The organism is Chryseobacterium sp. UNC8MFCol (assembly GCF_000482305.1).
In the GTDB taxonomy this organism is placed as follows: domain Bacteria; phylum Bacteroidota; class Bacteroidia; order Flavobacteriales; family Weeksellaceae; genus Chryseobacterium; species Chryseobacterium indologenes.
The window spans coordinates 334,032-349,524 of record NZ_AXUZ01000004.1 but is presented as its reverse complement, the minus strand read 5'-3'; the positions used below and the strand labels follow the sequence as shown (position 1 = coordinate 349,524).

General features: G+C 40.6%; 18 protein-coding genes. 8 read left to right on the top strand and 10 right to left on the bottom strand.

All coding sequences use genetic code 11. The annotated features are described in order from the left end of the window. Window positions 1-9 precede the first annotated feature (9 nt). The 6 genes from traK to M030_RS0104760 are packed head-to-tail and all read right to left on the bottom strand — an operon-like array spanning window position 10 to window position 5,459. Window positions 10-633 (bottom strand): conjugative transposon protein TraK, encoded by a 624-nt coding sequence (gene traK / locus M030_RS0104785; protein WP_002978501.1) that lies wholly within the window; start codon window positions 631-633, stop codon window positions 10-12. Between the two features lie 19 nt (window positions 634-652). Continuing rightward, the gene (gene traJ / locus M030_RS0104780) at window positions 653-1,648 is read right to left on the bottom strand and encodes a conjugative transposon protein TraJ (RefSeq protein WP_002978499.1); all 996 of its coding nucleotides are present in this window, start codon (window positions 1,646-1,648) and stop codon (window positions 653-655) included. Between the two features lie 2 nt (window positions 1,649-1,650). Next, window positions 1,651-2,283 (bottom strand): DUF4141 domain-containing protein, encoded by a 633-nt coding sequence (locus M030_RS0104775; RefSeq protein ID WP_002978496.1) that lies wholly within the window; start codon window positions 2,281-2,283, stop codon window positions 1,651-1,653. A gap of 28 nt (window positions 2,284-2,311) precedes the next feature. Next, window positions 2,312-4,816, bottom strand: coding sequence for a TraG family conjugative transposon ATPase (locus tag M030_RS0104770; RefSeq protein WP_002978494.1), 2,505 nt, complete (start codon window positions 4,814-4,816; stop codon window positions 2,312-2,314). Beyond that, the gene (locus M030_RS0104765) at window positions 4,813-5,142 is read right to left on the bottom strand and encodes a DUF4133 domain-containing protein (protein ID WP_002978492.1); all 330 of its coding nucleotides are present in this window, start codon (window positions 5,140-5,142) and stop codon (window positions 4,813-4,815) included. Before M030_RS0104765 ends, M030_RS0104770 begins: the two co-directional genes overlap by 4 nt. Window positions 5,143-5,153: 11 nt before the next feature. Then, window positions 5,154-5,459 carry a DUF4134 domain-containing protein gene (locus tag M030_RS0104760; RefSeq protein WP_002978490.1) on the bottom strand — a complete coding sequence of 102 codons (306 nt, stop codon included), beginning with the start codon at window positions 5,457-5,459 and terminating at the stop codon, window positions 5,154-5,156. Between the two features lie 343 nt (window positions 5,460-5,802). Here M030_RS0104760 and M030_RS0104755 point away from each other — a divergent pair, with 343 nt between their 5' ends. The 6 genes from M030_RS0104755 to M030_RS0104730 are packed head-to-tail and all read left to right on the top strand — an operon-like array spanning window position 5,803 to window position 11,040. Next, a complete protein-coding gene (locus tag M030_RS0104755) occupies window positions 5,803-6,129 on the top strand; it encodes a helix-turn-helix domain-containing protein (RefSeq protein ID WP_002978487.1) in 327 nt (108 codons plus the stop codon). 2 nt (window positions 6,130-6,131) lie between these two features. Beyond that, window positions 6,132-7,187 carry a DNA (cytosine-5-)-methyltransferase gene (gene dcm / locus M030_RS0104750; RefSeq protein WP_002978486.1) on the top strand — a complete coding sequence of 352 codons (1,056 nt, stop codon included), beginning with the start codon at window positions 6,132-6,134 and terminating at the stop codon, window positions 7,185-7,187. A gap of 1 nt (window position 7,188) precedes the next feature. Next, on the top strand, window positions 7,189-8,637 hold the full coding sequence (locus M030_RS0104745; RefSeq protein WP_002978484.1) for a hypothetical protein: 1,449 nt from the start codon (window positions 7,189-7,191) through the stop codon (window positions 8,635-8,637). Between the two features lie 8 nt (window positions 8,638-8,645). Continuing rightward, the gene (locus tag M030_RS0104740; protein WP_002978482.1) at window positions 8,646-9,407 is read left to right on the top strand and encodes a DNA methyltransferase; all 762 of its coding nucleotides are present in this window, start codon (window positions 8,646-8,648) and stop codon (window positions 9,405-9,407) included. Window positions 9,408-9,437: 30 nt separating this feature from the next. Beyond that, a complete protein-coding gene (locus M030_RS23755) occupies window positions 9,438-10,028 on the top strand; it encodes a hypothetical protein (RefSeq protein ID WP_002978481.1) in 591 nt (196 codons plus the stop codon). Beyond that, complete coding sequence (locus M030_RS0104730) at window positions 10,021-11,040, top strand: Kiwa anti-phage protein KwaB-like domain-containing protein (RefSeq protein WP_002978479.1); 1,020 nt, start codon at window positions 10,021-10,023, stop codon at window positions 11,038-11,040. The genes M030_RS23755 and M030_RS0104730 overlap by 8 nt, the downstream gene beginning before the upstream one ends. A gap of 78 nt (window positions 11,041-11,118) precedes the next feature. Here M030_RS0104730 and M030_RS0104725 read toward each other — a convergent pair whose 3' ends face one another. The 4 genes from M030_RS0104725 to M030_RS25445 are packed head-to-tail and all read right to left on the bottom strand — an operon-like array spanning window position 11,119 to window position 13,351. After that, window positions 11,119-11,754: a hypothetical protein gene (locus tag M030_RS0104725; protein ID WP_002978477.1), complete on the bottom strand. Its 636-nt coding sequence runs from the start codon at window positions 11,752-11,754 to the stop codon at window positions 11,119-11,121. Window positions 11,755-11,765: 11 nt separating this feature from the next. Then, window positions 11,766-12,206 (bottom strand): DUF3408 domain-containing protein, encoded by a 441-nt coding sequence (locus tag M030_RS0104720; RefSeq protein WP_002978475.1) that lies wholly within the window; start codon window positions 12,204-12,206, stop codon window positions 11,766-11,768. Window positions 12,207-12,210: 4 nt separating this feature from the next. Continuing rightward, window positions 12,211-12,978, bottom strand: coding sequence for a ParA family protein (locus tag M030_RS0104715; protein WP_002978474.1), 768 nt, complete (start codon window positions 12,976-12,978; stop codon window positions 12,211-12,213). A gap of 34 nt (window positions 12,979-13,012) precedes the next feature. Next, window positions 13,013-13,351 (bottom strand): hypothetical protein, encoded by a 339-nt coding sequence (locus M030_RS25445; protein ID WP_126358599.1) that lies wholly within the window; start codon window positions 13,349-13,351, stop codon window positions 13,013-13,015. 359 nt (window positions 13,352-13,710) lie between these two features. Between M030_RS25445 and mobA the strand changes: the two genes are divergently transcribed. Together mobA and mobB are read left to right on the top strand one after the other, a co-directional pair. Further along, on the top strand, window positions 13,711-14,142 hold the full coding sequence (gene mobA / locus M030_RS0104700; protein ID WP_002978470.1) for a conjugal transfer protein MobA: 432 nt from the start codon (window positions 13,711-13,713) through the stop codon (window positions 14,140-14,142). 8 nt (window positions 14,143-14,150) lie between these two features. Next, window positions 14,151-15,431: a conjugal transfer protein MobB gene (gene mobB / locus M030_RS0104695; RefSeq protein WP_002978468.1), complete on the top strand. Its 1,281-nt coding sequence runs from the start codon at window positions 14,151-14,153 to the stop codon at window positions 15,429-15,431. Window positions 15,432-15,493 lie beyond the last annotated feature (62 nt).

The following is a 15,493-nucleotide window of genomic DNA, read 5'->3' as shown; positions in this document are numbered from 1 at the left end:
AGATTGTTTTTAGCGTTCGATAACTTCAATGTCCCTGTTTTCAACGACTGCAAATTTTTCAATATTGAAGCCCTGCGGATTATTGTCGGAACGAACGGAGTTGACGAGATAGCAGGTAGTAATAAGGTTACGCCTGGTTACGTTGCTTGACCGGATGATGAACTGTTTGGCATAGGTGCGCACTGCATAGGGATAGTTGTCGAAATTGCAAACCACACTATCCACCTCTATGCGTTGCTGCACGTTCCCTGAAATGATACGGCTGTAATAGCCCTTTTCCGACAAGTCTTTGTAGTAATCAAATGCACTTTTATCGGCAAGGTTGAATGCCCTGCCCATATTGCTTTCAATAGCGTTTTTATCAGGGGCAAGGGTAAAGAACAGTTCGTGAAATCTCCTGACGTGTTCCCTTGCTTCAACCGGGCGGTTGATGCTCGCATCCTGCGACAAGGCAAGCATCAGGGATTTGCCGTTATCCAGTACATAGATTTTTTGGCGTTGTTCTTCTGCAAAGCGGTAGGAGTGCCATACGGCGTATCCTACCACGCCAATGCAGAGAACCGCAAACACAATGGCATATAATCTTATCTGCCTAAAGCTGTTTTCGATATTTCTTAGCGTTTTAAATTCCATTTTTTAGAATGATTAATGATTATTTATTCATCAGTTTACCGCCGATGTTTCCAACTGTTGAGCCTGCGCCTGCTCCGGCGATGTTTCCGGCTTTCATTGCTGTGGAGTTTACATTGCGGGTAAAGTTTCCTGCGCCTCCGGCTTGGATTACCCAACCTGTTACTGTCGGGATAGTGAAGTACCCGATGATGCCGATAATCATAAAAATGATGTACACGGTATTGCTCGTATCAGGTATATAGGTGGGGTCGGCAAGCATTGCTATATCCCTTTCTAAAATGAGGGATTGTATTCTTGCCAACATTGAGCTGAACAAGTCCGAAACAGGAAGCCACAGGTAAACGCTGACGTACCTCGTGAGCCATTGCGAGAGCGTGGACTGAAAGCCGTCCCATACGGAAATAGCAAAGGCTATTGGTCCGAGTATGGAGAGGACTATCAGGAAAAACGTTCGTATGGTATCAATGACCAAAGCCGCCGCCTGAAAGAGTATTTCCAATAGATTGCGAAACCAATCCTTTATGGCTTTCTCTATCTTGTAGGCTTGCCTGTCCATATACATACCCGCCATTGTTCCAATGTCGGAGGGCGACCATCCCAGTTCGTCCAGTTTTTTATCAAACTCTTCGTCTGATACCATATAGGCGGTTTCGGGGTTCCTTACCATTGCCTCGTATTCCAACTGGTCTTTCTGCTGTTGCAGCTTGTTCAGGTCAAGCACCTGGTCTTCCAGTATTTGGTGGGTTCCTACTACCACCGGGCTTAATACTGCATTGATGGTTCCCAATACGATGGTCGGGAAGAACATAATACAAAGCCCTAAAGCGAACGGGCGCAGCAAAGGGAACATATCAATAGGTTCGGCACGGCTTAAAGCCTGCCAAACCTTTAATGCCACATAGAACAATGCTCCCAATCCCGCCAAACCCTTAGCTACTGCCGCCATATCGCCTGCAAGCGGCATCATATCGTCATAAAGCGAACGCAGGAGTTCGTGAAGATTATCCCATTCCATTTTTACCAGTATTTTTGGTTAGCAGTTCCGTAGAGTTGAAGCACTCTTTGGGCATCGTTTTTCTTTTTCGCTCTTAGGTAGCTTACAGAAATGTTCTTATTGGTGTAGTAGCGTACAAGGCTGTGGTAATCCTTAACTTCTTTGTACACTCGGTCAATAATATCCATACGCTCTTTGTCATTTAGCGAAAGGCTTGAAGAGGTTATAATCTGCTTCAATTCTTTCAGCAGTTCCGTACTTTCATTGAGCAGTGCCGAATAACCATTGCCGATGGCGACTAATTCCTGCGGTGTGAAATTTGGGTCGTTCATCATCTTGCCAAAATTCTGCACATACATTTCAGACACATCGCCCACCAACAATACCGTTTGTTGCACCTTACGGGCATCTTTCACAAGGTTGTTGATGGCTTTCAGCTTGTCATAATATTCCTTACCCTGGTCGTACACTTTCTTCACTTCGTTGAAGTTCTTTATCACATTGCTCACGGTCGAAGAAGTCTGTATGATTTCGTTCGCAGAGTTGATAATTCCTGAAGCCAGGTTTGCAGGGTCAGTAACTACAAACTGGGCTTTTGCTGACGGTGCTACGGCAAGCATCAGTGCCGTACACACCAGATACAATACTTTTTTCATTGTTTCTGAATTTTTAAATTGTTAATGACTATTGATTTGAATTGTCCCGCCTTTGCATTGCGATATGCTTAATGGCGAGTTCTACATTGCCGTCCAGTTCAGCAGCAAGCTGCATTACTTCCATTTTTTCGGTTTCTTCGGTCGTATAGGCGAGGTATTCCTCCAAACTAACTTCGGTGGCATAGACTGCCGAGTGCGTACCACCTAAGCCAATCCAAACCTCTTTGTAAAGTCGGCTTGCATCGTTGTTCATATTGATGGAAAGTACCTGCCCTTTCTCTTTGTCAGTAAGCCCCAACATCGCCTGTATATCATCAAACTTGTTCATATACTTGCGTTGGTCAAGCAGGATTTTACAGTCGGAGTTGTTGATGATACTTTCTTTGACAATAGGCGACTGGATGATGTCGTCCACTTCCTGCGTTACGACAATCGCTTCTCCAAAGAATTTGCGGACAGTCTTAAAAAGATACTTGATGTATTCTGCCATTCCCTCTTTGGCAATCGCTTTCCAAGCCTCCTCAATTAAGATGAGCTTGCGAATACCTTTCAGTCGGCGCATCTTGTTGATGAACACCTCCATAATGATAATCGTAACTATGGGAAAGAGGATTTTGTGGTCTTTAATCGCATCAATTTCAAACACGATAAAGCGTTTGGAAAGCAGGTCTAACTGCTTGTTGGAGTTCAGCAAATAATCATACTCGCCACCCTTGTAATAGGGTTCGAGTACGTTCAGGAAATTGGCAATGTCAAAGTCCTTTTCCCTGACCTGCTTTTCTTCCAGTACCTTGCGGTAGCCGCCTTTTACATACTCATAGAAACCGTTGAATGACGGGTAAACATCTTCCGTTTTGATACGTTCGATATAACCGCTTACCGCATTGGAAAGGGCAACTTCTTCAGAACGGGTCGGCGGTTCATCATCACGTTTCCATAAGGTCAGTATCAGGGTTTTGATACTTTCCCGCTTCTCAATGTCGAACACGCCATCATCTGTATAGAAAGGGTTAAAGGCAATCGGGTTATCTTCGGTATAAGTGAAGTAAACACCGTCTTCGCCTTTGGTCTTTCCTTTGATGAGTTCGCATAAGCCCTGATAAGAGTTACCCGTATCTACCAACAGTACGTGTGCGCCCTGTTCGTAATACTGCCGTACCATATGGTTTGTGAAGAACGATTTACCCGAACCCGATGGACCAAGTATAAACTTGTTCCGGTTCGTGATGATACCCCGTTTCATAGGCAGGTCGGAAATATCCAAATGGATAGGTTTTCCTGTAAGCCTGTCAGCCATCTTGATACCAAACGGCGAGGGCGAATTGTGGTAGTTGGTTTCTTCCGTGAAGAAGCACAGCGCAGGTTCGATAAAAGTGTAAAAACTTTCCTCACTAGGAAAGTCGCCCGCATTGCCCGGCATTCCTGCCCAATACAAAGTGGCTACGTCCGTTGTGTTGTGGCGTGGCTTACACTCCATCAGTGCCAATGCACTACCGCAATCGTTCTTTAGCTGCTTCAGTTCCGCAGGGTCTTCCGACCACGCCATAATGTTGAAGTGCGCACGGATAGAAGACAGCCCGAAGCTGTGGGCTTCGTTCAGGTACTTTTCTATCCACTCTTTGTTGATTTGGTTGGCACGGCTGTACCTCGCCAGCGAGTGCATATTCCGTGCGGACTTCTCAAACTTTTGCAGGTTGTCTTCGCTGTTATCCAAAAACAAATACTGGTTGTAGATGTGGTTGCAGCTTAACAACAAGCCCACAGGCGCAGCGAATGATAAACGGCAGTCGCTACGGTCGGTAGATAGCTTTTCAAAACGGGTATCTGCCGATACCGTTCCGGGCAGGTCGTCCGTATCGGAAAGCGTGTGCAGGCACAACCTTTTGTTGCCGATACGGACTTCTTCACCTCCCAATGCGATGTCCTGCATTGGTGTTCCGGCTCCCCTCGATAGCGTGAGGTACTGTTCCAGTAATCCCTGCGTATCGTCCGTGCCGATAATGTCCTCTTCGGTCAAACGTCGCAGGCTTACAAAACCGCTATCGTTCACGATACGCTCAAACTGGGCGACCGCCTCCATAAAGCGGTGTATCGTTTCCTTGTTCCTGATTTCCTTCGGTATCAGCGTACCTTTGCAAAGCGAACTGAAGTTGCTTTGCATCCGCATTCTTTCCTTAGTGGTCTTCGTAAGAAACAGGTAACAGTAATGGTTTAAGAACGGTCGCTCGTTGAAATGGCGTTGGTAAGATTTCGATAAAAAACTCTGGTCTTTTATTGCCAAATCGGGCGCATAACTTTCCTTGATGTACCAATCCTGTTTGTGAATGACCGTAAAATCAGGCAGGGTTTTAATAGCCTTGTGCCAGGCGGAATGTATCGCTTCGTACTCCGCAGAAGCTACCGTGAACAGTTCCGGCAAGCGTACTTCAAAGCAGGCGGTAATATCTGCATCTTTGGAAAGAATGCAGTTGTTCTCTACTGCCAGCAACGGAAATTTGTTTTCCAGTGTGGTGGTCTTTGCTACATTTCTCATACGGCATTCTGTTTAGGAGTGAATTTTAAATAGCGGTGTACAGGCTTGCGGCAGATGATGTAGCGAGGATGCCTTTTATTGGCTGCAATTTTCATCAGCCCGTGTTCGCCATACTTGCGGTTCAGCGAAAAGGTCTGCCATACGATGAGCGAAGCACCACCTGCTCCGAGGAACAGGCAGATGTAAGAATTGACGCCTGCCATATACAGTATCATCACAAGGATGAGCGTACCGAGCAGCCCGCCTGCGAAAATGAACAGGTATTGTGCTTTCAGCCCTTTAAATTCCACCGTCCTGCCGATGCCTTTGTTGATATTGTAATTCATAAGGCAAAGGATTAAAGGAAGAATGAACGCAGGATGGTAGCGGCAACAATCAGGAAGATACACGCACCGAACCACGAAGCTGCAGTCTTACTCGTGTCGGGGTCGCCGGAACTGAATTTGTTGTACACCTTAACGCCCCCGATTAACCCGACTACCGCACCGATGGCGTAGATTAACTGCGTTGCGGGGTCGAAATAAGAGGTTACCATTTGGGTAGCCTCGTTGATACCTGCCGAGCCGTTTCCCTGTGCGAACGCACCAATTGCTGACAGCATTGCCAAGGCTGCCAGCCAAACTTTTTTTCTCTGTTTTTCCATAATTGAAACACATTAATTTGTTACTGTTTATCCCGCACCTTGCGAGCTTTCGGGACAAATGTCTTGTGGAAAAAGAGGCGTTATGAGAAAGTGGCAGTCAAAGGAAGTGTTTGGCTGTGAGTGGCTTTGCAACAAGCATTTGAGCATAAAAAAAAGCCAAACTTTTTACGGTTTGAGGTTACGTTTCAATAATAACTATTATGGATTTTGCACTTTTATTCTATAGAAGCGGTTATCTGTCACTCAAAACGAGCCAAAATCCAAAGTTTATAGCTGAAAGCTTTCGCAAACGAAACCAAATTAGTAGATTTGCCAAAAGTGTCAAGAAATAAATTTCAAGATTATGAAAGAAACATTTGGCGAATATATTCACAAGCTAAGATTAGATAATGGTTTAACATTAACTAAACTTGCGGCTGCATTAGACATAGACCAATCTACCTTATCAAAAATTGAAAACGGTAAAAGAAATGTACCTGCTGAAATAATACCGAAACTTTCAGCATTTTTCAGTCTTGACTTAAAAAAATTAGAACACGAGTATCTAAGCGAAAGAATTGCAGAATTAATTTATCCGGAGGAGGAAACTCAAAAGCTATTTTTAGCTGCTGAGGAGAAAGCAAAATATATGAGAATTAAAAACCAACATCAAAGTACACTCAAGTTTTAATTATGGTAGGAGCATCATTATTTTCAAGTGCAGGCATAGCAGAAACTTACTTTGAAGAAGTAGGAATTAATATTATCGCTGCTAACGAATTGGTTCAGGAAAGAGCTGACCTATATCAGGCATTGTATCCAAATTCTAAAATGATTGCAGGTAGCATTTTAGACGATAAGATTTTTAAAACACTCGTAGAAAGTACCCCTGAAAAATTAGACTTTCTAATTGCTTCACCACCTTGTCAAGGAATGAGTGTTGCAGGAAAAAATCGGAATATTGAGCAAATGCTTAAAGATGAAAGGAATTATCTTGTTTTTAAAATAATTGATTTCATTAAATTAAAATCTCCCGATTTTGTACTGATAGAAAATGTACCAACATTTTTTAAGATGGTTTTGCCATACCAAAATCAACATTTAAAAGTAATAGAGATTTTAAATCTATTATTCGGCAAAGAATACAAAATTGAAGCTAATGTGTATGATGCTTCTGAATATGGTGTTGCTCAAAGACGGACAAGAGCAATCATAAAATTGTACCGAAAAGACAAAAAATGGGGACAACCTATAAAGTCTGAAAAGCAAATAACAGTCGAAGAAAAGATTGGTTTTTTACCAAGTATTGAGGCAGGAGAACAGTCAAAAATAAAATGGCATTTTGCCCGAAAACATTCGGATAATCACGTACTGTGGATGAAGCATACCCCAACAGGAAAAACTGCTTTTGAAAATGAAGAATACTTTCCTATAAAATCTAATGGAGAAAAAATAAAAAGTTACAATACCACATACCGACGAATTAAATGGGATGAACCCGCTCCCACCATTACAATGCGAAATGATGCAATCAGTTCACAATTGAATGTGCATCCAGGAAGAAAATTAAAAAACGGAACTTATTCTGATGCAAGAGTTTTAACACCTTTGGAGTTAATGTTGTTGTCCTCTCTTCCACAAAATTGGAATATCCCGGATAATACACCTGAATTACTTATTAGAAAATGTATTGGAGAATGTATTCCGCCTTTGTTAATTAAAAATATTGTTGCTCAAATAAATCAATAATATGACTTTACGAATTGATAGTAAGAAATGGATTTTATACAGACATACAAGAGATTTTGAAAAACTTTGTGTTGTTGCTGAATTTTTGAAGTCATACACCAAGACAGGAATTTCAAAAGATGAGAAAGCGCAATTAAATTCAAAGTTACGTGAGTTAGGTTTGTATAGCGAAAGAAATCCTGAATTACCGCTTGATGCGATAAACCATAAAATCAATCAGCTTTCATATTATATGTTTGGCTACCAAGCCAAGGTTGATGGGCAAGACCGTTTTTTATTTAGTCCGCTTGGAAACTTATTTTTGAAAAACGTTGGGGATAAAGAGAAAATAGCCAAAATATTTCTTACAATGCTTTGGGCTGTACAATATCCCCATCCACATAGCGGAACGGATAGCGAATTTCAGCTTTATCCATTTCGTTTGATTTATAAATTGCTTTCAGAACCAAAACTATCTAACAAACTTTATGCTTTTGAGGTTGCGTACGTTGTTGTGTTTCTCAAAGAAGCTACTCAAAAAACATATGATGTCTTAATAAATGAATTATTAGCATTAAGAAAGTTTTCAGATGAAGAAATTGCTCAAAAATTTCAAGAAGACAGACACGCTTATGTGAACTCTGCTTATGAATGGGATTATTACGTTTCAAGTCTGTTTGAAAGTGCAGGTGTATTGAACAAACGAGAGGGAATTGTTATAACCAAACTACAACACGGAACAACCAATACTTTTAGGAAAATAACAAGAAACGAGGTTGCAATTCCTGAAAATTTAAAACAGTTAGTTCAGCAATTAGAAAATGAATATTCTTTTTTAGCAAAGCCTCTGTTGCTTAACGACCCTGAACGTTTGAAAATTGATGTTATTAAGGAAATTTACAGTTTTTACCCTAAGACACTTTTAGTTGAAATTGGCGAAGTAGCTGATGATATAAAATTTGAATTGCTTAATCTTCCGAAAATTATAGAACAATACGCAAACAATAACGAAGGAGCGGAAGCATATCTTTTTGAAGATGCTTTGACAGATGGTTTCAATATGTTCTACAATATAGAAGCCGAAAAAGTAGGCGGAGCAGGAAACACTGATTTGGAATGCCTGTATATTCCTAAAAAGAAAAAATTCGCCGTTGATGCCAAGTCGACCAAAAACAAACTTTCGGGTGTAAATGCTGGAAGATTAGAAGGGCACCGAGAAAAAATTGGGGGAGCTTACACAATTGTAGTTACGCCAAGATATGTTCCAGCGGTACTTCAAGATATTCGCACAAGTCCGATTGTAATTATTCGGGCAAACACTTTTTCGGAATATTTATACAACTGTATTGATAATGACGTGAGAGAAATTGACTACGAAGATTTTGATAATATCATCGTCAATAATCTTGGAAAAGACATCAGTAAAAACATTTCGGACCTGACTATTTCAAGGTTTGCAGCAAAAAATTAAAACTTACGATGATTACAATTACGAGAGAAAATAATATGGAATTAATGGCAAGATATCCAGACAACTATTTTGACCTTGCCATAGTCGACCCACCTTATGGGATTTTAAACAAAACAAAAAGAGGTGGCGACTACAAATTTAATATGGATGAGTACAGTCAATGGGATGTAAAACCCAATGATGATTACTTTAATGAGTTACTTCGGGTTTCAAAAAATCAGATTATTTGGGGAGGAAACTATTTCGGACAACTTTGGCTAAAAAGCGAATACAACAAAGGGTTTATTATTTGGGATAAAAACCAACCCGAAACATTGAATAATTTTTCAATGGCAGAAATGGCTTGGTCATCATTAGACAAGCCTTCAAAAATTTTCAGATTTAGTGTAAGAAAAAATAGAAATAAAATCCACCCAACACAAAAACCAGTAGAGCTTTACGAATGGCTTTTGAAAATGTATGCTAATCAAGGAGATAAAATCTTAGATACTCATTTGGGAAGTGGAACAATTGCAATTGCGTGTTATAATGCAGGATTGAGTTTGACAGCTTGCGAAATTAGCGAAACCTACTATTTAAAAGCATTAGATAAGATAAAGGAAGTCATTCCCGAAAGTGCAATCCATACGAATGATTTAGATGCTTTTTCTCTGACATTTCCCGAGCAAACAAAATCGAAAAACGGATTATATAAACAATATCAAGAACAGGTAGAACAATTGAGATTATTTAAAGAAGAACGAGCAAAGTACTATGCAGGTGTGAGATAGTTCCCATATAGCCATCTCCAAAATAATGTAATGAAAAAAGTAAAACTAAATAATATCGCAATTTTTGTGTTGTTCATTACATCATATATTCCGTTGTTTGGATTATTGATTTTGCGACAAGTCAAGCAAAATATTGATTATTTGAATTTTGGAGGTTTTAGTCAAGAAAGTGTATTTCTGGCTTTAGCAAAATTTGGGTTAAGCGTTTTTCTTTTTCTTACTGCAATATTCGGTTATATAGGGCTGAAATTTTTATTGATAAATTTAGATATAAAAAAATCAAATGGAGAGCTTGTAAAAGTCGTTGAAGTAGAAAACAAGAATAGTGAAAGCATCAGTTACATCTCAACTTACATTGTTCCCTTCATCTTCCAAGACACAAATAACTTATTTGACATTACGTCGATTTTCATTGTCTTGATAATCATATTTTTCATTTATACAAAATCAAATATGATTGTAATAAATCCAATATTGAGTATTACTCATACCCTTTACCAAATTGATTACAACAAGAAGAGCCAAACAAAAAAAGCTCTTTTGATAACAAAAGATGAAGATTTGGAAAGCGGGCAAGAAATAAAAATAAACTTAATTACGAAAAATATTTATTATGGATAAATCCATTTTGGTCGATATAATTGGTCAGGCAAGTGCGGAAAACTTAAAGATGTATTTTGTCACTCGTATTCTCAAAGAAGGAATGAAAGCTAACGCACGTGTTTTGGAAAAGTTTGACTTTAAAGTTTATCAGATAGAGATTACGGATGAAGTAAGAAACTATCTTTATGAACTTTCATTGAAACAGTTCAAAAAAATTCAGGATAATGAAGATTTAAACTTTTTCGATTATGATGTCATAGCTGACGAAACAGAACATCTGTTTACTTATCAAATGCAGAATAAAGTTGGCTCTTTTTCAGACGTTGTTTATAACCAATTAAACCAAAGCCCACCGAAAATCACAGATTTAAACGATATACTCCAAGATGAAACTCTTTGGGCATATTGTGTCGAGTTTGAAATTGACAGTAATAAATCTTTTTATACATTTAGAAAAATATCCCCCGGAAAAGTAGGAGTGGAAAAGGAAAAAGACGGAGAAAAGAAAAGCTTAGGCAGTCAGATAAGGACTTTTTTTGACACCAATACCAATACACTTTCATTGCTAAAAAGCGATACTGTTTATTTAGACAAACAAATAGATTGTATCTTTTATGAAGAAACTTTTTACGTATTGAAGAAATTTTACTTTGAGCAACTTGTCGGATTACAAGAAGAATATAAGAAGAGAGCGGAAGACGTAGCAACATCAATATCTAAACATCAGTGTTTTGGAGATATTAAGCTTCTAACTGATAAAATAGAAACAAAAGCTTCTATTCATAAAAAGTTGATGAAGTTGGAAAAATTAGGAAATCTAAATTCTTTAACTTCTAAAAACATAAAAAAGTTGGAAACATTGGGTAAAAAGAAAAAAGCACCGATAAACTTAAAAGATGGTAAAATCCAATTTGAAACGGAAGAAGATATAGATAATGTGGTCAAACTATTATGTGACTATTTCAAAACTGGAGATTATTCAGGTAAGCCCTACGGAACATACGCAGGTAAGTTACAAGTGACGGAATAATGTTGTCATTTCTCACAAGAGGCATAATAAGATAATGTCACACTAATACTCAGTTATACTCCTAAAAAAAAGGGAAGTCTATACAAACTCCCCAATGTCAAAATCACCCAAATCACTTTTCCGCAAGGTGGAAGAACCGTCGTCGCTTTCAGATGAAAGTGTGCTATCCAAAAGCTCGGCAATTTTTCGGGAAGCACCCTCAATGGAATTTTCCAGTAAGCTGAATAATTCGGTTCCCTGTAATTTCTGAACTATGGCTACCGCTGTTTCCTTTTGAGCCTGTTCCAAATTCTCTTTTTGGAGCAATGCCCCTACGGAGCTTAGTTCGTCGTAGGTAACCCCTTGGGCAAAACCGTTATCGCCACCGGATATTCCGTACCTGTTCCATTCTTCTTCCTCTTCCTCCAAATCAGGCATATTGCTGAAAACTTTGTCCAGTTCTTCCTGCGGAATTTGAATGCTGACGTTTTCGTTTTCGTCGTATTCAATGTCTAAATTATCAGGGTTTATCTCCTGTTCCGTTATTTGGCTTTCATTGGCAGTGTTTGGCACTGAAAGGCTTCTTACTGGCTTGGGTTGCCCCATAATATCGGGCAGGTTCGGGTTAACTTTTTCCTGTTTGGACTTTTGCTCCGACCTTTTATGAATGACAATCTTATCCTGCAAAAGCAGGACAATGACTATCAGCAGGCAAATCACAATTACTATTTCCATAATCTGATGCTTTAAAAAATGGGTTTAAACTTTTCGTTGAAATCATCGGTAATGGCTTTTTCAAACATCTCAAAATGATGCTCCAGTATGTTATCGAGATAAGCATACAGGGGTATGGCATCTTTACCAATAACCTGTACAATACGGGATAGCCGTTCGTGGTATTCCTGCCGTATATATATGCTTTTATCGCCCCGCTTTGTCATCGAATGGGTTTTCAAAAAGTGTTCGCCGTAGCTTCCGTCAAGGCTTTTTTTGATGCGGTTCCTTTCCCGTTGTACAGGCTTACTTTGTGGTAACTCAACCTGCTTTACCACATCTTGTTCCGCTTCCTTTTCCTGCTCTTCGGCAGGTAGCTGTAAACCGTCCTTTTTAACGCCGTCTACCATCAGGTTCATCATCATTTCCTCGTTAATGTCCGGCGTTACTTTTCTTTTATTGTCTTTCTCCATAGCACTACAATTGAATGATGTTTAAAAATTCGCTGATGAACAGGTCTAACTGGCAGGCTTTCATCAAACGCTCATCGGGTGGCATTACCGTAGAACGGAAAACCGTTTTGCTGTCCGCTTCGCTTTCCTTGCGAAAACGGGTGCTGTTCTTGATTTGGCTTTGCATCAGGCTTAATCCCAATTGCCCGATTAGCTGATTGTACACGTCATATAAGGGTGTGCTTTCCCTGCCGTCCACCTGGTTCCAGAAAAGATTAATGGTTTCTATAGATGTCTCGCCTTTTTTCATAATCACGTCCTGTAAAAGCTGTGTGAAGATGAGCGTACTTTCCATTACCACACGGTCTGCCGTGATGGGCGTGAAAATGTGGTGCATACCTGCCAATGCTTTCAGGATGCCGGGCGTGTTTACAGTTCCGGGCAGGTCGAAGAACAGCACATCAAGCGGAACGGGAGAAGTGTTTACAAATTCGTGCGCCGCATCGAGTACGCTATCCGCTTTGTGCTGCATAATGGGATAGGCTTTTTTGTTGATGGTGGTAAACTGCTTATAAGCCAGTTTTTTCAAAGCCTCATTTTCCATTACCATTGCCAAATCACGGGTTTTCATTTTCATCAGGCTGTGCTGCGGAAAATCCGCATCAAATACGGCTACGTTGTAGCCCAACCGATAGTGCATCGTGCTTGCAACAAGCGTGGTAAATGTGCTTTTGCCAACACCGCCTTTTTGAGAAGAAAAGGCAACGAACAGAGGTTTCTTTTTTGTGTCCATATTTTTAAAATTTAAAGTTTACATCTTGCTGTTTTCAGTCTTGCAGGCTTGCACCCGTGCAGTCCTGATTTCGTGCTGTCTTTCTTGCAGGATAGCTATCAGGCTTGCCTGCGGGAATTGCTGATTGCCTGCTTCCTTGCTGTATAGCAGCCCTGCTTTCATTCAGGCATCTTATCAGGGGAGATTGCGTTCTTGCATTCGTTCCGTTCGTCATTCCATCCGTCACGCTTTCCGTCATTCCTGCGCTCTTGCTTTCTTGCATTCCTGCAATCTTGCAGGCAGGATAACCTGCCATCTTGAATGTGTGCCGTCTGCTTGTCCTGAAGCACGGGCTGTCTGCCTGCCTGCCAACATTCAGGGGCAAAGAACTCATCAAATTCATTCAGTTGTATAGCGGTGGCAGTGTTTGGCGTTCAGAGGCAGCATTTGGCACTGTGGCACAGTGCAACGCTATCGTAAACAGGGCTTTACTTTGTATTGTGATTTTTATTAACGGATTTATGCAAAAGTCTTTTGACATATCAGGAGGTAACGGGAACGGCATCGAGCCGTTTTTCCCTGTTACATTCAATCCGTCCCGCAGGGCGGATTTTTGTGTTCACCGGAACACGGCAAGTTGTGTTTTGAGCATCTCGGAATGATTTCCGATGCTCAAAACAACTTGCCCTTTGCAGGGGGCAGAAAACACCTTCCGAAGTCAGGGTTTTGTATGGATTTTAAAATGGATTAGTGATGAACGATAACAACAAAAAGCAATTGAAAAAGACCGGACGCCGCCCCAAAGAAGACCCGGCGACAATACGGTACACCATTTCCTTTAACGAGCAGGAACACGCCCGTTTTCTTGCCCTGTTTGATAAATCAGGTATGCAGGTAAAGGCGCACTTTATAACGTCCTGCATCTTTAACAAGACCATAAAGACCATTCAGATTGACAAGGGAACGGTTGATTTTTATATGCGGCTGACCTCTTTTCATAGCCAGTTCCGTTCCATAGGTGTAAACTATAACCAAATTGTAAAGCTGCTGTACAAGAATTTTTCCGAGAAAAAAGCCGCAGCGTTTCTGTACAAACTGGAAAAGCAGACGGCTGAAATGGCAATGCTATGTCAGAAAATCATCCAAATAAGCGAGGAATTTGAAGCCAAACACCTGAAAAAATAGCGGTAGAAATGATAGCAAAAATCGGAAGAAGCGCAAATTTATACGGAGCATTGGCGTACAATCAGCTTAAAGTAGAGAATGAAAACGGGCAGATTTTATTTGCCAATAAGATGATTGAAACCGCAAGCGGTCATTATTCCGTGGCACAATTAGCCCAGTCTTTTGCCCCTTACCTGATAGCGAACCGCAATACCGAGAAACATACGTTGCATATTTCGCTTAATCCTGACCCGAACGACAAGGTAAGCGATGATAAGTTTAGGGAAATGGCAGAACAGTATATGCGGGAAATGGGTTACGGCGAACAGCCTTTTGTGGTATTCAAACACACGGATATTGACCGCAGCCATATACACATTGTATCGGTTTGCGTGGACGAGCAGGGCAAAAAGATTTCGGACAAATTCGAGAAAATGCGGTCTATGAATGTGTGCCGTGAACTGGAAAGACAACACGGCTTGATACCCGCAACCGATAAAGAACACAAGCAGAACGACAAGATTTTCCGTCCGGTAGATTATCGGGCAGGCGATGTGAAAAGCCAAATCGCTTCGGTTGTCCGCCACCTACCGAATTATTATAAGTTTCAGACTTTGGGCGAATACAATGCCTTGCTTTCCCTGTTTAATGTTACCACCGAAAAAGTGGAGGGCGAATTGCAGGGAAAAATGCGGCAAGGCTTATTATATATTCCTTTAAACGAGAAAGGCGAAAGAGCCGGGCATCCGTTCAAGGCTTCGTTGTTTGGTAAAAATGCAGGGCTTCCGGCTTTGGAACTGCATTTTGCAAAATGCAAAGAGGATTTAAAAGACCACCCAAGTAAGCAGACCCTAAAAGCTGCAATTTCTATTGCTCTGAAATCCACAAATGATGAGCAGGCTTTTAAAAAGCAGTTGAGTGAACAGGGCATTAATGTAGTGGTCCGCCGGAACGATACAGGTCGTATTTATGGTATCACTTTCATAGACCACAATTCAAAGGCGGTTTGGAACGGTTCACGCTTAGCAAAGGAACTTTCTGCCAATACCTTTAATGATTATTGGAACAATAATATCAAACCGGAGATTAAAGAACCTGTCGTACAACTTCCAAAAACATCCACATCAAATGATGCAGATCTTCCTGCGGAAGAACCTCATCATTTGTTCGACTTCCTGAATACTACTGAAAAACACGAAGACGGTTTGATTGAGGCATTTGGCGGTTTGTTACCCGAAGCACAGGGCGATGATTACGAGGAACAGGATTTTGCTAACAAAATGAAGAAGAAAAAAAAAAGAAGACTGTAAGAGGTCAGATTTTGGAATTAAAAATCTGTTTTTAAAAAGATTTATTGAGCTGTCACTTTATA

Bases quoted from the DNA above. Each gene is read 5' to 3' on its own strand.
- traK (WP_002978501.1), bottom strand. From the start codon at position 633: ATGGAATTTAAAACGCTAAGAAATATCGAAAACAGCTTTAGGCAGATA.
- traJ (WP_002978499.1), bottom strand. From the start codon at position 1,648: ATGGAATGGGATAATCTTCACGAACTCCTGCGTTCGCTTTATGACGAT.
- M030_RS0104775 (WP_002978496.1), bottom strand. From the start codon at position 2,283: ATGAAAAAAGTATTGTATCTGGTGTGTACGGCACTGATGCTTGCCGTA.
- M030_RS0104770 (WP_002978494.1), bottom strand. From the start codon at position 4,816: ATGAGAAATGTAGCAAAGACCACCACACTGGAAAACAAATTTCCGTTG.
- M030_RS0104765 (WP_002978492.1), bottom strand. From the start codon at position 5,142: ATGAATTACAATATCAACAAAGGCATCGGCAGGACGGTGGAATTTAAA.
- M030_RS0104760 (WP_002978490.1), bottom strand. From the start codon at position 5,459: ATGGAAAAACAGAGAAAAAAAGTTTGGCTGGCAGCCTTGGCAATGCTG.
- M030_RS0104755 (WP_002978487.1), top strand. From the start codon at position 5,803: ATGAAAGAAACATTTGGCGAATATATTCACAAGCTAAGATTAGATAAT.
- dcm (WP_002978486.1), top strand. From the start codon at position 6,132: ATGGTAGGAGCATCATTATTTTCAAGTGCAGGCATAGCAGAAACTTAC.
- M030_RS0104745 (WP_002978484.1), top strand. From the start codon at position 7,189: ATGACTTTACGAATTGATAGTAAGAAATGGATTTTATACAGACATACA.
- M030_RS0104740 (WP_002978482.1), top strand. From the start codon at position 8,646: ATGATTACAATTACGAGAGAAAATAATATGGAATTAATGGCAAGATAT.
- M030_RS23755 (WP_002978481.1), top strand. From the start codon at position 9,438: ATGAAAAAAGTAAAACTAAATAATATCGCAATTTTTGTGTTGTTCATT.
- M030_RS0104730 (WP_002978479.1), top strand. From the start codon at position 10,021: ATGGATAAATCCATTTTGGTCGATATAATTGGTCAGGCAAGTGCGGAA.
- M030_RS0104725 (WP_002978477.1), bottom strand. From the start codon at position 11,754: ATGGAAATAGTAATTGTGATTTGCCTGCTGATAGTCATTGTCCTGCTT.
- M030_RS0104720 (WP_002978475.1), bottom strand. From the start codon at position 12,206: ATGGAGAAAGACAATAAAAGAAAAGTAACGCCGGACATTAACGAGGAA.
- M030_RS0104715 (WP_002978474.1), bottom strand. From the start codon at position 12,978: ATGGACACAAAAAAGAAACCTCTGTTCGTTGCCTTTTCTTCTCAAAAA.
- M030_RS25445 (WP_126358599.1), bottom strand. From the start codon at position 13,351: ATGAGTTCTTTGCCCCTGAATGTTGGCAGGCAGGCAGACAGCCCGTGC.
- mobA (WP_002978470.1), top strand. From the start codon at position 13,711: ATGAACGATAACAACAAAAAGCAATTGAAAAAGACCGGACGCCGCCCC.
- mobB (WP_002978468.1), top strand. From the start codon at position 14,151: ATGATAGCAAAAATCGGAAGAAGCGCAAATTTATACGGAGCATTGGCG.